Genomic DNA, 14,246 nt, shown 5'->3' on the forward strand with positions numbered 1-14,246 from the left:
GCGGCTTGTCAACCTTGCAGGCATGATACCGGCAGACAAATGAGAGTAAATTTCATTTACAAACTATACACTTTGCAGATGGAGCTTCAGCCGCAACCCAGGCCTGGCATTCTCTGCCCACAGGCGCCCCCCTTGAGTGGCGATCATGCTTCGCGCGATGGCCAGCCCAAGACCAAAGCCGTCACCACCAGGGCGGGCAGCACTGAGGCGGGTGAAAGGCCGGAAGATATTCTCCAGCTCGCTCTCGGCGACACCCGGCCCCTGATCTTCGACCCACAGCAGCCACTGCTCACCCTCGCGCCGTCCAGCCAAGCGCACCACGCCTCCCTCCGGCGAGTGGCGAATGGCATTGCGCAGGATGTTCTCCAGGGCCTGCGCCAGACCATTGAGGTTGCCCAGCACCCTGCAGTCGGCCGGCAGCTCGCAGGGCATACGCTCTATGGACCAGCCCGTCTCGAAGCCGGCATTCTCCCGCAGCACGTCCCAGAGCCTGACGATGTCCACCTCCTCCAGCGGCAAACTGGGCCGCTCGGTGTCCAGCCAGACCAGTTCGAGTGCATCGCCGACCAGCTTTTCCATCTCCGCCACCTCACGCGCCAGGCGTTGGCGCAGGGCTTCGATATCCTGTTCGCTCTCCCCCGCCACCCGCAGACGGGCCAGCGGCGTACGCAGTTCGTGGGACAGGTCGCGCAGCAACTGGCGCTGGAATGCCACGGTGCGATCCAGACGCTCGGCCATGTGGTCGAAGGTGCGCGCCAGCTCCCCCAGCTCATCCTTGCGTCGTGTCACCTGCGGCCCGAGCCGGGCGGACAGGTCGCCAGCGCTGAGTGCCGCGGCCTGACGTCGTAGAATCGCCAGCGGCGCGATCAGCAGGCGGTACAGCAGCAGCGCTACTACCATCGCCAGAATCGCCGGTAGTACGCGCTGCAGCAGCAGCTCCCAAAGCTCGTTGTACTTGCGTGGGTTCAGGCGCTGCGGCAGCTCCATCACCAGCCTGGCATCGCTGTCGACGAAGGGAATATAGAAGGTCGGCGTACTGCCCGGCCGCCCCACTGCGAAATCCAGCCTACGGACGAAATCCAGGCGCTGCTCCTGCTCTGCACTCAGGGGCTGCGAGGACAGCGAATCCTTGTGCTGATCGACGACCACGGCCCACACCTGCTCACGCTCCTGCAACTGCTTGAGGAACGCATCGACGCCAGGAGTCCCCTCCTCACGCCAGCTGGTTTCCGCCTCCTGGGCATAGCCCTTGAGCGTCTGCCGGGTAGAGTCAGGTAGGTAGGACGTCGCGTCGATCAACTCGCGACCAATATCCACATGCAGGCTGACCAGCAACAGACAGAACAGCGCCAGTGCACCAGCCAGGCGCCATAGCAGCGAGTGCCTTCCGGGCAGGCTCATGCGCCGGCCTGCACCAGCACGTAGCCCTTGCCCCACACGGTATCGACGCGCGTGGCCTCGTGACCAACGGCCTGCAGCTTACGGCGGATATGACTGACGTGCATGTCCAGGCTGCGATCGTGCTGGGCGTAAGCCCTGCGCAGCGCCTGCTGATAAAGGAAGGGTTTGCTCAGCGCCTCGTCCTTGTGCCGCCAGAGCAGCTCCAGCACCCGGTATTCGCTGGGCGTCAGACCAACCCAGTTGCCACGAAAGGCGACATCGCTGCGCCCTTCGTCGAATTGCAAGCCACTGCCCTCGGCGCTCGCCTGCGGCTCACGCCGTTCATAGGCGACACGCCGCAAAATGGCCTCCACCCGCACGCTCAGCTCGCCGAGACTGAAGGGTTTGGGTAAATAGTCGTCGGCGCCCTGACTGAAACCGGCGATGCGGTTCTGCTCGTCCCCCAGCGCCGACATCAGCAGCACCGGCACGCTGCGCTGCCGGCGCAGACGCTGCAGCGCCTTGAGGCCGTTGGTGCCGGGTAGCAGGATATCCATCAGGATCAGATCGAAATCTTCGCTTTCGGCCAGTTGCAGGCCTTCGCTGCCGTCATGGCTGAGCGTCACATCGAAGCCACAGCCCACCAGATGGGACTGCAGGTGACGGGCAAGCAGAGGATCGTCCTCGACCGCGAGAATTCGAGCCGAGGCAGTAGTGGAGCTCATCATGGTGAGAAACCGAACAGACAGATGAGAACAATTCTACCTACTAAACGACAATCGCTCACCTACAGATTCCAGCGTGCCGAATCGCTACACTGCCCAGATGTTCTGAAGGAGGACGGTCGTGTTCAAGGATCTCAGCATCAAAGGGCGCGTATTGCTGCTCACCCTGCTGCCCACCAGCCTGTTGGCGTTGGTACTCGGTGGCTATTTCACCTGGGTGCAGCTATCGGGCCTGCAGACCCAGCTGTTGCAGCGTGGCGAGATGCTGATCGAACACCTGGCGCCCCTCGCGGCCCCGGCGCTGGAACAGAACGATGTGAAAAAGCTCGAACGCATCGCCCAGCAGGCGCTGGAGCACCCGGACGTTCGCGCGGTGGGCTTTCTCGCCCCCGAGCGGGCGTTACTGGCACATGCCGGACCGAGCATGCTCAACCCTTCGCCCACCGGCCAGCCGGGTGTCAGCCTGCTCAGTGGCCAGGACGCTACGCGCTTTCTGCTGCCGGTCTACGACCAGCATCTGGCGCTCAGCGACGGCCTGGATGAGGAACGCAAGCTGGAGCTGCTCGGCTGGGTCGAACTGGAACTCTCGCACCAGGGCACGCTGCTCAGCGGTTACCGCAGCCTGTTCGCCAGCCTGCTGCTGATCGCCGGCGGCCTTGCCGTTACCGCCCTGCTCGCCTTGCGCATGAGTCGTAGCATCAACGGTCCGCTGCGCGAGATCAAAGCCGGCGTCGCCCAACTCAAGGACGGCCACTTGCAAACCCGCCTGCCACCACTGGGCAGCCATGAGATGGATGAGCTGGCCGCCGGCATCAACCGCATGGCCGAAGCCCTGCAGAACGCCCAGGAAGAACTGCAGCACAGTATCGAGCAGGCCACCGAGGACGTGCGCCAGAACCTGGAAACCATCGAGATCCAGAACATCGAGCTGGACTTCGCGCGCAAGGAGGCCCTCGAGGCCAGCCGCATCAAGTCCGAATTTTTGGCCAACATGAGCCACGAGATTCGCACCCCGCTCAACGGCATTCTCGGCTTCACCAACCTGTTGCAGAAAAGCGAACTAAGCCCGCGTCAGCAGGACTATCTGTCGACCATCGAAAAATCTGCCGATAGCCTGCTTGGCATCATCAACGAGGTGCTCGACTTCTCCAAGATCGAGGCTGGCAAGCTGGTGCTCGAGTCTATCCCCTTCAATCTTCGCGACCTGCTGCAAGACACGCTGACCATCCTCGCCCCCGCCGCCCATGAAAAGCAGCTGGAGCTGGTCAGCCTGATCTACCGCGACACACCGCTGGCCCTGCGCGGCGACCCGCTACGTCTGAAGCAGGTACTGACCAACCTGGTGAGCAACGCGATCAAATTCACCCGCGAAGGCACCATTGTCATGCGCGCCATGGTCGAGGACGAAAGCGCCGACAGCGCGCAATTGCGCATCAGCGTGATGGATACCGGTATCGGCCTGTCGGATGAAGACCTGCGCGCACTGTTTCAGGCCTTCAGCCAGGCCGATAACTCGCTCAGCCGCCAGGCGGGGGGCACCGGCCTTGGCCTGGTAATATCCAAACGCCTGATCGAGCAGATGGGCGGCGAAATCGGCGTCGACAGCACTCCAGGCGAAGGTTCGGAATTCTGGATCACCCTGACCCTGCCCAAGGCTCGCGACGATGCCGAAGATCTGCCGCGCACCGCCCTGCTGGGCCGCCGCGTAGCCGTATTGGAGAGCCACGAGCTGGCACGTCAGGCGCTGACTCATCAGCTTGAGGACTGTGGCCTGGAAGTGGAAAGCTTCGCCGACCCTGGCCAGCTCTTCGAGGCCGTGAACGACCAGCAGCATGGCGAACAGCCACTGAGCCTGGCTGTGCTGGGCATCACCGCCAGCCAGATGCCGCCCGAGGCCCTCGGCCAGCGTATCCATGAATTAGACAGCCTTGGCTGCAAGGCCCTGGTGCTGTGCCCGACCACCGAGCTGGGGCTGTTCCACGAAACGCTGCCCGACGCCTACACCCAACTGCAGGCCAAGCCGCCCTGCACGCGCAAGCTGCACAAGGCGCTAGTGGAAATGGTCAGCCCGCAGCGCCCGGCCAGCGAGCCAATTACCATTGGCGACACGCGCCGACCGCAGATCCTCTGCGTTGATGACAACCCGGCCAACCTGCTACTGGTGCAAACCCTGCTCGACGACCTGGGCGCCCAGGTCACGGCGGTGGACAGCGGCTACGCGGCGATAGAGGCCATCCAGCAAGGCTGCTTCGACCTGGTATTCATGGATGTGCAGATGCCCGGCATGGATGGTCGCGAAGCCACCGAGGCGATTCGCCAATGGGAAGGCGCTGAAGGCCGTAGCGCCACGCCAATCATCGCGCTGACCGCCCACGCCCTGGCCAACGAGAAGCGCGCTCTGCTGCAGAGCGGTATGGACGACTACCTGACCAAGCCGATCAATGAACGCCAACTGGCCCAGGTGGTCTTGAAGTGGACCGGCCTGAACCTGCGCAATCAGCCGAGCCACAGGGTCAGCCCACCCGCACCCACCCAGCTGCAACCCAAGGTGCTCGACGCAGAAGAAGGCCTGCGCCTGGCAGCCGGCAAGGCAGACCTGGCAGCCGACATGTTGAGCATGCTGCTGGCCGGTTTGCCGGGTGACCGCCAGGCCATTCGCCAGGCGCGTGATGCTGGCGAGCGCACCGCACTGATCGAACGGGTTCATCGACTACACGGCGCCACACGCTACTGCGGCGTGCCGCAACTGCGCGCCGCTTGCCAGCGCAGCGAGACATTGCTCAAGCAGGATGACCCCGAGGCCCGGCGCGCGCTGGACGAGTTGGACGACGCCATCGCACGCCTGACCGAAGCAGCCGCACAGAGCGCCTGACAACCAGATTGTTGTCCATCCGGCCCTGAGGCAAGGCCTTGCGACCTAGGAACCAGCCGGCTGAGCCATGAGGACAAGGCCGGCGCGTGATAGCATGCCGGCTGAACCGGAGGACCCATGGCCGAACACGATTTCCGTTATTCCCTGCTCAACCCGCAGCACACCCTCACCGAGTGCCGAGCCCTGGCGCCAGGCCGCTATCAGGTCACCGGCAACGGCGGCTCGATCCAGGCGGCCGACACATTGCTGGTCACCCTCAAAGGCAGCCGCGATCTGCACATGCGCCTGGACGTGGAAAAGGTTCGCCACCTGATCAACCCACCCGGGCAGTGGCTGGCGGTGTGCAAAGGACCGCAGTTCAAGGAACTGGCCATTCACAACTGGCAGGTGAACTGCGACGGCTGCGGCAAGCAGCTGGATTTCGAATTCGCCGTCGATGCAGCCCTTGGCAAAGCCGCACAAGCGCCGGCTGCCGAGGCCCGCATCAGCGAGCTGGGTTGGCGCAACGACGCCGGCCGTCATCTGTGTCGTACCTGCCAGGAGGCCTGACCCATGTATCGCGCCCTGCCCCTCGCCCTGCTCGCCGCCACACTGGCCGGCTGCGCCAGCGACGCACCGCAGCTAGAAACCGAACGCAGCTACCGCGTGGAGTGGATCGGCGAGCGCCCGCTGATCGACCGCAGCCATCTGACCATCACCTTCGCCGCTGACGGCCGTGCCCATGGCCACGCAGGCTGCAATCACTGGTTCGCCGGCTATACGCTCAAAGGCGACTCGCTCAGCTTCGAGCCGGCCGGCAGCACCCGCAAGATGTGCGCACCGGCACTGATGGAACAGGAACAACGCTTCCTCGCAGCTCTCCGTGAGGTACAGCGCTGGGACTTCAACGGTATCGGCCAACTGCAGCTATGGCCGGCGAGTGGCAAGCCGATTCGCCTCTGGGCGGAATGACACGACGCTGCCCTACAGAACGCATCCTGTTCCTGTAGGAGCGGCTTCAGCCGCGATAAAACCTCGAAAACCTCGTGGCTAAAGCCCCCCACAACGGCAACTAGGCAAACAGCTCCAACTGCTCCTGCCGTCCACGCAAGTCATGCAACCTGACTCCAACGCCAAGCAGCCGCACCGGCTTGTCGCCACGGGCAAAGGCATTGCTCAGCAAGAGTCGATAACTGTCCAGATCCCGACTGGCCCCCGCCTGCTCCAAGGTGGTCTGGGTAAAGTCGTGAAACTTCACCTTGACGAAAGGTTTGTCCGGCCGATAGCTGGCATCCAGGCGTTGCAGGCGGCCGTTCATCTCCTCGAGCAGTGCCGGTAGCTTTTCCAGGCAGGCCTCCAGATCAGGTAGATCTTGATCGTAGGTGTGCTCCACGCTCAGTGATTGGCGACGGCTGTCCACCTTCACTTCGCGCTCGTCGATGCCGTGAGCCAACCGCCACAGACGCTCACCGAAACTGCCGAACTCGCGCACCAGCGCCAACTTGTTCCAGTCACGCAGATCCAGGCAGGTACGAATGCCCATCCGCGTCAGCTTGTCGGCCGTAACCTTGCCAACGCCATGAAGCTTGCCCACCGGCAACTCGGCGACGAAATCATCGACCTGATCCGGCGTGATGACGAACAGCCCATTGGGTTTTCGCCAATCGCTGGCGATCTTGGCCAGGAATTTATTCGGCGCCACGCCGGCCGATACAGTGATGTGCAGCTCCTGCGCCACGCGTCGGCGAATTTCCTGGGCGATACGCGTAGCGCTGCCGGAAAAGTGCGGCGAGTCGCTGACATCCAGATAGGCCTCGTCCAGCGACAGCGGCTCGATCAGGTCGGTGAATTGACGAAAGATGCCGTGAATATCCCGCGATACACTGCGGTACACCTCGAAGCGCGGCTTGACGATCAGCAGGTCCGGGCACAGCTTAAGTGCATGCCGCGAGGACATAGCCGAACGCACGCCATAGGCACGTGCCTCGTAGTTGCAGGTAGCGATCACCCCACGACGGTCAGCCGAACCGCCAACGGCCAGCGGACGATTGGCCAGGCTCGGGTCGTCACGCATCTCGATGGCGGCGTAAAAGCAGTCGCAATCCACATGAATTATCTTGCGCACAACATCCTCGGAAGCCTTGTCCAGCCTGGCCTGGAGCGTTGCAGTCTAACAGCTGTTTGATGCTAAGCATCTGAGTTGAAAACACTTTTCTCGCAAATAGCGGTTGACACCGCAGCATCTGGCTGTAGAATGCCGCCCCACAGACGCGGGATGGAGCAGTCTGGTAGCTCGTCGGGCTCATAACCCGAAGGTCGTAGGTTCAAATCCTGCTCCCGCAACCACCTTCACGAAAAGGCCACTCAAACGAGTGGCCTTTTTATTTGCTCGAAATTAACTTTTTCGATCAAAAGCAATAAATCGATTGACAACACTTTAAGCAGGCGTAGAATTGCCGGCGCGGGATGGAGCAGTCTGGTAGCTCGTCGGGCTCATAACCCGAAGGTCGTAGGTTCAAATCCTGCTCCCGCAACCACCTTCAGAAAAAGGCCACTCGATTGAGTGGCCTTTTTCGTTTCCGATCATTGATCTTCCTCAGTTTCTCTTAAGCCAAGCGGGCCTATGCTCAATGCACCTGCCGCAAATGCAGGGGATTGACCGAGGAACGTCTCATGAACTGGAAGAACACCCCATCCCGTTATGGCAGCCTGTCCATTGGCCTCCACTGGCTGATGCTGCTTCTTATCGCCGCCGTCTACGCCTGTATCGAACTTAAAGGCAATTTCCCCAAGGGCAGCGATACACGCGAGCTGCTCAAGCAATGGCACTTCATGCTCGGCCTGACAGTATTCGCACTGGTCTGGCTGCGCCTGCTGGCGCGCGCATTGAATCCGACGCCTACCATCGAACCTGCTCCACCGGGCTGGCAAAACCTGCTCGCCAAGCTGATGCACCTGGCACTGTACGCCCTGATGATCGGAGCACCGCTGGCCGGCTGGCTGATTCTCAGTGCCGCCGGCAAGCCCATCCCCTTCTTTGGCCTGGAGCTGCCGGCGCTTATCGCCCCAAACAAGGAACTGGCCGGCCAGATCAAGGAACTGCACGAATTGGCCGGTACCGCTGGCTACTGGCTGATCGGCCTGCATGCACTCGCCGGTCTGTACCATCATTATGTGGTCCGTGATAACACCCTGAAGCGCATGCTGCCTGAGCGTAATTGAGGTGACGACGCCTCTGGTCAAGTGCTCGAAGCGCCGCTAGAATTGCGCACTTTTTGATCAGAGGCGCCATTCAGGCGCCCTTAGAGGTTAGCCCGCATGTCCACCGCCACCCCGAAAGTCGGATTCGTCAGCCTTGGTTGCCCGAAAGCAACTGTCGACTCCGAACGCATCCTGACCCAACTGCGCATGGAAGGTTACGAGATCGTGCCGACCTACCAGGATGCCGACGTCGTGGTGGTCAACACCTGTGGCTTCATCGACAGCGCCAAAGCCGAGTCGCTGGACGCCATCGGCGAAGCCCTGGCCGAGAACGGCAAGGTGATCGTCACCGGCTGCATGGGCGTGGCCGAAGACAGCATCCGCGACGTGCACCCGAGCGTGCTGGCCGTCACCGGCCCGCAACAATACGAGCAGGTGGTCAACGCCGTACACGAGGTCATTCCGCCGAAGACCGAGCACAACCCGCTGATCGACCTGGTGCCGCCGCAGGGCATCAAACTCACCCCGCGCCACTACGCGTACCTGAAGATTTCTGAAGGCTGCAACCATACCTGCAGCTTCTGCATCATCCCCTCGATGCGCGGCAAGCTGGTCAGCCGCCCGGTGGGCGACGTGCTCAGCGAAGCCGAGCGCCTGGTCAAGGCTGGCGTTAAGGAGCTGCTGGTGATCAGCCAGGACACCAGCGCCTACGGCGTGGACCTGAAGTACAAGCTGGACTTCTGGAACGGCCAGCCGGTGAAGACGCGCATGCTGGAACTGTGCGAGACGCTCTCCTCCATGGGCGTATGGGTGCGCCTGCACTACGTCTACCCCTACCCCAACGTCGATGACGTGATCCCGCTGATGGCCGCCGGCAAGCTGCTGCCGTACCTGGATATCCCCTTCCAGCACGCCAGCCCGAAAGTGCTCAAGTCGATGAAGCGTCCGGCCTTCGAAGACAAGACTCTGGCGCGCATCAAGAAGTGGCGCGAGATCTGCCCGGAGCTGACCATCCGCTCCACTTTCATCGTTGGCTTCCCTGGCGAGACCGAGGAAGACTTTCAGTACCTGCTGGACTGGCTGACCGAGGCACAGCTCGACCGCGTCGGCTGCTTCCAATACTCGCCGGTAGAAGGTGCACCGGCCAACGATCTGGGCCTCGAGCCGGTGCCGGATGACGTCAAGCAGGAGCGTTGGGAGCGCTTCATGGCGCACCAGCAGGCCATCAGCTCAGCGCGCCTGCAGGCCAAGATCGGCCTGGAGATGGATGTGCTGGTCGACGAAGTGGACGGCGAAGGCGCCGTAGCCCGCTCCTGGGCCGACGCCCCGGAGATCGACGGCAGCGTGTTCATCGACTCCCCCAACGTCAAGCCAGGCGACAAGGTGCGTGTGCGCATCGTCGATGCGGACGAGTACGACATGTGGGGCGAACTGGTCTGATCCACTCCAGTCCGAAGAGCCCCGCAGCCTGCGGGGCTTTTTCTTTCCGACCTGCCAACACCTTGCCGGTACAATGATCTTCTTTTTGTCGAGTGCCACCATGACCGAACCCACCCGCCTGTCCAAACGCGTCATCGAACTGTTCGGCTGTTCTCGGCGCGAGGCGGATCTGTACATCACTGGTGGCTGGGTCACCGTGGACGGCCAGGTGGTCGAGGCGCCGCAGTTCAAGGTCGACGATCAGCGCGTCGAGTTGCTGCCAGGCGCCAGCCTCGAGCCGGTGGAGCCGGTCACTCTGCTGGTGCATTGCCCAGCCGGCTCCAACGCCGCACAGCTACAGCATCTGCTGGCACGCGAGAACCACTGGGAAGAAGACCCGCATGCGCAGCGCATTCTGCATGGCCACTTCCTGCGCCAGGAGCAAAGCCTGCCACTGCAGCACGGCGCCAGCGGCCTGGTGATCCTCAGCCAGGACTGGCGCGCCCAGCGCAAGCTGCGCGAGGACGGCGCCAAGCTGGAGCAGGAGTATCTGGTCGATGTCACTGGCGAACTGCCGGCCAGCACCTTCGAGCGCCTGAAGAAGGGGCTGGCCCACAAGGGCACGCAGTTTCCACCGTGCAAGGCCAGCTGGCAGAGCGAGCAGCGCCTGCGCTTCGCCCTGAAGAATCCTGCGCCCGACCTGCTGCAGCAGATCTGCAAGGCGCTGGGCCTGCAAGTCAACGCGATGAAGCGCATCCGCGTCGGCGGCGTGCCGATGGCCAAACTGCCAGTCGGGCAGTGGCGCTATCTGGGTGACAAGGAACGATTCTGAGGCCGTGTTAGGCTGTGTTCGTCACGCTCTGGAGACCATCATCATGCGCACTCTGCTGCTTACCGCCCTGCTCGCCATGAGCCTGCCCAGCTTCGCCGCGCCGGCGCCCTTCTTTCTCTGGCAGAGCAAGGTCGACGGCCACCTGACCTGCGCCCAGACCAGCCCTGGCGAGGGCTGGATTCGTTTCACCGGCCCGTTCCGCGATGCCGGCTGCCGGGTGGCACATGACGCACCGGTTTCCAGACGCTAAGCAGAACGCCATGCAGCATCAGGTTTCCCCGGTCGGTATCGTCCGCTCCTGCTTCAAGGAAAAATTCGCCATCCCCCGCCAGCCGCATCTCGCACCCGCTGCACGCGGCGTGCTGGAGTTGCTGCCACCGTTCGATCAGGGCGATGCCGTGCAGGGGCTGGAACAGGTCAGTCACGTCTGGCTGCTGTTTCTGTTTCACCAGGCGCTGGAAGATAAACCGCGCCTGAAGGTGCGCCCGCCACGCCTGGGCGGCAACCAGTCGGTCGGCGTATTCAGCACCCGTGCCACCCATCGCCCCAACGGCATCGGCCAATCGGTGGTGCGCCTGGAAAAAGTCGAAGCGGGTCGCCTGCACCTGTCCGGCATCGATCTGCTCGACGGCACGCCGGTACTGGATATCAAGCCGTATGTGCCCTATGCCGATGCCGTGGCCGACGCACGTAATGACATGGCCGAGGCGCCGCCGCCACTGATCGCGGTGGTCTGGCAAGACGATGCGTTGCTGCTGGCACGTCAGCATGCGCTGCGTCTGGCCGAGCCGCTGGTGGAGCTGATCGAACAGTGCTTGGCGCAAGACCCACGCCCGGCCTATCAGCAACCGCAGCCCGAACGGCGCTACGGCGCGCGCTTCTGGGACCTGGACGTGCACTGGCATTACCCCGAGCCAGGGCGTATACGCGTGCTGGACCTGCAGCGGGTCGACGGCGCAGCCTGAAACGCAGTGCACCTTACGGCCGTGCATGAAGCGTCATTTCGGCGGGCAATGATGCCTGCTTTCCCTGGGGCCAAGCCCTAGGGTGAAGACCTCACTATTCTTCGAGGCCTTCACATGCATCCTTACTACTCCCTTGCCGGGCGTACAGCCCTGGTCACTGGCGGCACTCGCGGCATCGGCCTGATGATCGCCAAGGCCTTCGTCGAGGCAGGCGCCCATGTCTATGTTTGTGCCCGTGACGGCAAAGCCTGCGCGCAAACCGCCAGCGAGCTGTCGGCGCTGGGCCAATGCACCGGCATAGCCGCCAACCTGGCCAGCGAAGAAGGCGTACAGGCGCTGGCCAGGGAGCTGAGCGAGCGCATCGGACGGCTGGATATTCTGGTCAACAACGCCGGCACTACCTGGGGCGCACCACTGGAAAGCTACCCGGCCAAGGGCTGGGAGAAAGTCATGCAGCTCAATGTCACCTCGGTATTCGGCTGCATCCAGCAGCTACTGCCGCTGCTACGCAAGGCCGGCTCGCCGGACTGCCCGGCACGGGTGATCAATATCGGCTCGGTGGCCGGTATCAGCGCCATGGGCGAGCAAGCCTACGCCTACGGCCCCAGCAAGGCCGCGCTGCATCAGCTGTCGCGCATGCTGGCCAAGGAACTGGTGGGCGATCACATCAACGTCAACGTGATCGCCCCGGGGCGCTTCCCGAGCAAGATGACCCGTTTCATCGCCGAGGATGAAGCCGCGCTGGCCGCCGATACCGCAGTGATCCCGATGAAGCGCTGGGGACGTGAGGAAGAGATGGCCGCACTGGCGCTGAGCCTGGCAGGCAGCGCCGGTGCCTACATGACTGGCGCCATCATCCCCATCGACGGCGGCTTTCACCTGGGCTGAGGGTCAGGTGCGGAACTGCCGCACCATCCCCTGCAGCTCCACGCCCAGGCGCGCCAGCTCGGCACTGGAAGATGCGGTCTGCTCGCTGGCCGCGGCGCTCTGCTCGCCGATATCACGCACGCGGGTCACGCTCTCGTTGATCGCCTCGGCCACGGCACTCTGCTGCTCGGCGGCTGCGGCGATCTGCTGGTTCATCTGTTCGATGGTGCTGACCGCCTGGGTGATACGGCCAAGGGCATCACCGGCTTCACCGGCCAGCTCGACGGTCCGACGCGTCAGGTCACGACTGCTGTCCATCTGCTGCACAGCACCTTTGGCCATGCGTTGCAAGCCTGCGATCAGGCTTTCGATCTCCTCGGTGCTGTCCTGTGCGCGCTTGGCCAGTGCCCGCACCTCATCGGCGACCACGGCGAAGCCGCGGCCCTGCTCACCCGCTCGCGCCGCCTCGATGGCAGCATTGAGCGCGAGCAAATTGGTCTGCTCGGCGACGTTGCGAATCACCTCCAGCACGGTGCCGATACGCGCACTCTCCTGATTCAGGTCGGCGATGGCCTTGGCCGACTGCTCGACCTCGCCGGCAAGGCTATCGATCTGATCGACGGCCTGCTGCACCACGCGATTGCCCTGCTGCGCCTCCAGGTCGGCATCGCGCGCCGCCAGCGAGGCCTGCTCGGCGTTCTGCGCCACTTCCTGTACGGTGGCCGCCATCTGATGCATGGCGGTGGCGGTCTGCTCGGTCTCCAGCTTTTGCGTCTGCACACCGGCGCTGGTCTGCGCAGTGATCGAAGAAAGCTGCTCGGCAGCCGCGGCGATCTGGCCGACGCCGCCACCGATGCGACCAACCAGATTGCGCAAACTGACGGTCATATCCTGCATGGCAGCGAGCAGTTGCCCGACTTCGTCGCGGCGATCCTGCGGGATGTCCTGGCTGAGATCACCGGCTGCGATACGCTGGGCAAAGGTCACGGTCTGGCGCAGCGGCACAACGATCAGGCGAGTGATCAGCAGCGCAGCGCACAGTCCCAGCACCACCGCAGCGACACCCATGATGCCGAGCATCACCAGCGCACGCTGGGTATCGGCGCGCATATAGGTTTCGGCGCTGGCCTGGGCCGACTCGGCGAGATCGACGACCGAGCGCGCGCGCTCGATCATGGCTTTCTCGGTCGCCTGGTTCTGCTCACGCAGCTGCTGGTAGTAGAGGAAGGAACGCTGGTAAAGGGTCAGCGCCTGCAAGGCGGTGTCGATGGCTGCTTTCTGATCGTCGTCGAGCCAGACCTTCAGGCTGCCGGCGACGGTCTGCAGGTCTTCGCTGACGTACTCCCACTCCTCCAGCGCTTCTGGCGAGCCATCGATGATGTAAAGACTCTCGTGCCCCCGTAGATCGAGCATGCGCTTGCTCAGGCCGGATGCGGTTTCCGCCAGGGTCAGCGGGTCACTGCCACGCAGGCGGTCACCCTGCAGACGCAACTCGCGCACTGCGTCGTACATGTCCAGTTCGATCACCTCGAACTGATCGCGAGTTTCCGCTGCAGCAGTGCGCATGTCCTGGCGTGCTTCGCGCGCCTTGCCCTGCTGCTCGACATAATTATCGAACTGCTTGAGGTACTCGGCAGTGGCTTGCTGCATGGTCTGTACGCGCGTGTTTTCGGCCACATCCTTGCCGAGGCGCTCCAGCATGCCCTGTACCATGAGCAGACTCTCGCGCACACGCTCGGCGCTCTCCTGGGTCTGCTCGATGGCGAAATTGCGCTCGAGGCGGCGTGCCTGGAGGATTTCCTGATTCACCTGCGCCAGCTGTCCGACCTGTTCGTGTCCTTTCAACACCGCCTGGACCGCCAGATAGCCACTGACCGTCATGGCGGCTGTCAGCAATAGCACCAGACCGAAACCGATAAAGAGTTTCTTGCCTACGGCAAGATTGGCGAAAAGGCGTGCAGCAGGATTGAACATAACGGCGACTCCAGGTTTTTTTCTTATACAGC

The 14,246-nt window shown here is 63.0% G+C and carries 13 protein-coding genes and 2 tRNA genes; 11 read left to right on the plus strand and 4 right to left on the minus strand.

Annotated elements, in window-relative coordinates:
* Window positions 1–63: 63 nt before the first annotated feature.
* Together EL191_RS14625 and EL191_RS14630 are read right to left on the minus strand one after the other, a co-directional pair.
* Complete coding sequence (locus EL191_RS14625) at window positions 64–1,401, minus strand: histidine kinase sensor domain-containing protein (protein WP_041980877.1); 1,338 nt, start codon at window positions 1,399–1,401, stop codon at window positions 64–66.
* A complete protein-coding gene (locus EL191_RS14630; protein WP_041980876.1) occupies window positions 1,398–2,108 on the minus strand; it encodes a response regulator transcription factor in 711 nt (236 codons plus the stop codon). Before EL191_RS14630 ends, EL191_RS14625 begins: the two co-directional genes overlap by 4 nt.
* A gap of 118 nt (window positions 2,109–2,226) precedes the next feature.
* Here EL191_RS14630 and EL191_RS14635 point away from each other — a divergent pair, with 118 nt between their 5' ends.
* From EL191_RS14635 to EL191_RS14645, 3 genes are all read left to right on the plus strand, one after another.
* A complete protein-coding gene (locus EL191_RS14635) occupies window positions 2,227–4,977 on the plus strand; it encodes a response regulator (protein ID WP_041980874.1) in 2,751 nt (916 codons plus the stop codon).
* 117 nt (window positions 4,978–5,094) lie between these two features.
* Window positions 5,095–5,526 carry a hypothetical protein gene (locus EL191_RS14640; protein WP_013716232.1) on the plus strand — a complete coding sequence of 144 codons (432 nt, stop codon included), beginning with the start codon at window positions 5,095–5,097 and terminating at the stop codon, window positions 5,524–5,526.
* 3 nt (window positions 5,527–5,529) lie between these two features.
* A complete protein-coding gene (locus EL191_RS14645) occupies window positions 5,530–5,928 on the plus strand; it encodes an META domain-containing protein (protein WP_041980870.1) in 399 nt (132 codons plus the stop codon).
* Between the two features lie 100 nt (window positions 5,929–6,028).
* On the opposite strand, the gene dinB is transcribed toward EL191_RS14645, so the two are convergent.
* Window positions 6,029–7,030 (minus strand): DNA polymerase IV, encoded by a 1,002-nt coding sequence (gene dinB / locus EL191_RS14650; protein ID WP_041981025.1) that lies wholly within the window; start codon window positions 7,028–7,030, stop codon window positions 6,029–6,031.
* Between the two features lie 195 nt (window positions 7,031–7,225).
* Between dinB and EL191_RS14655 the strand changes: the two genes are divergently transcribed.
* The 8 genes from EL191_RS14655 to EL191_RS14690 all read left to right on the plus strand — a co-directional run bounded on the left by EL191_RS14655 (window position 7,226) and on the right by EL191_RS14690 (window position 12,261).
* Window positions 7,226–7,302: transfer RNA gene (locus tag EL191_RS14655), tRNA-Met, on the plus strand.
* 114 nt (window positions 7,303–7,416) lie between these two features.
* Window positions 7,417–7,493 (plus strand) — tRNA-Met (locus EL191_RS14660).
* 136 nt (window positions 7,494–7,629) lie between these two features.
* Window positions 7,630–8,178, plus strand: coding sequence for a cytochrome b (locus EL191_RS14665; protein WP_013716235.1), 549 nt, complete (start codon window positions 7,630–7,632; stop codon window positions 8,176–8,178).
* A 96-nt stretch (window positions 8,179–8,274) separates the two neighbouring features.
* On the plus strand, window positions 8,275–9,597 hold the full coding sequence (rimO, locus tag EL191_RS14670) for a 30S ribosomal protein S12 methylthiotransferase RimO (RefSeq protein ID WP_041980869.1): 1,323 nt from the start codon (window positions 8,275–8,277) through the stop codon (window positions 9,595–9,597).
* 100 nt (window positions 9,598–9,697) lie between these two features.
* Window positions 9,698–10,408, plus strand: a complete 711-nt coding sequence (locus EL191_RS14675; protein ID WP_026042072.1) for an rRNA pseudouridine synthase — start codon at window positions 9,698–9,700, stop codon at window positions 10,406–10,408.
* A 43-nt stretch (window positions 10,409–10,451) separates the two neighbouring features.
* Window positions 10,452–10,658 carry a hypothetical protein gene (locus EL191_RS14680; RefSeq protein ID WP_013716238.1) on the plus strand — a complete coding sequence of 69 codons (207 nt, stop codon included), beginning with the start codon at window positions 10,452–10,454 and terminating at the stop codon, window positions 10,656–10,658.
* A gap of 10 nt (window positions 10,659–10,668) precedes the next feature.
* Window positions 10,669–11,373 carry a tRNA (N6-threonylcarbamoyladenosine(37)-N6)-methyltransferase TrmO gene (gene tsaA, locus EL191_RS14685; protein WP_017362513.1) on the plus strand — a complete coding sequence of 235 codons (705 nt, stop codon included), beginning with the start codon at window positions 10,669–10,671 and terminating at the stop codon, window positions 11,371–11,373.
* Window positions 11,374–11,487: 114 nt separating this feature from the next.
* Entirely contained in the window at window positions 11,488–12,261 is a 774-nt protein-coding gene (locus tag EL191_RS14690; protein ID WP_041980868.1) for an SDR family oxidoreductase, read from the plus strand.
* 3 nt (window positions 12,262–12,264) lie between these two features.
* Here the strand turns inward: EL191_RS14690 and EL191_RS14695 are convergent, their stop codons facing one another.
* Complete coding sequence (locus tag EL191_RS14695; RefSeq protein WP_017362511.1) at window positions 12,265–14,214, minus strand: HAMP domain-containing methyl-accepting chemotaxis protein; 1,950 nt, start codon at window positions 14,212–14,214, stop codon at window positions 12,265–12,267.
* Window positions 14,215–14,246 lie beyond the last annotated feature (32 nt).

The sequence above is a fragment of the Pseudomonas mendocina genome (genome assembly GCF_900636545.1).
GTDB lineage: Bacteria > Pseudomonadota > Gammaproteobacteria > Pseudomonadales > Pseudomonadaceae > Aquipseudomonas > Aquipseudomonas mendocina.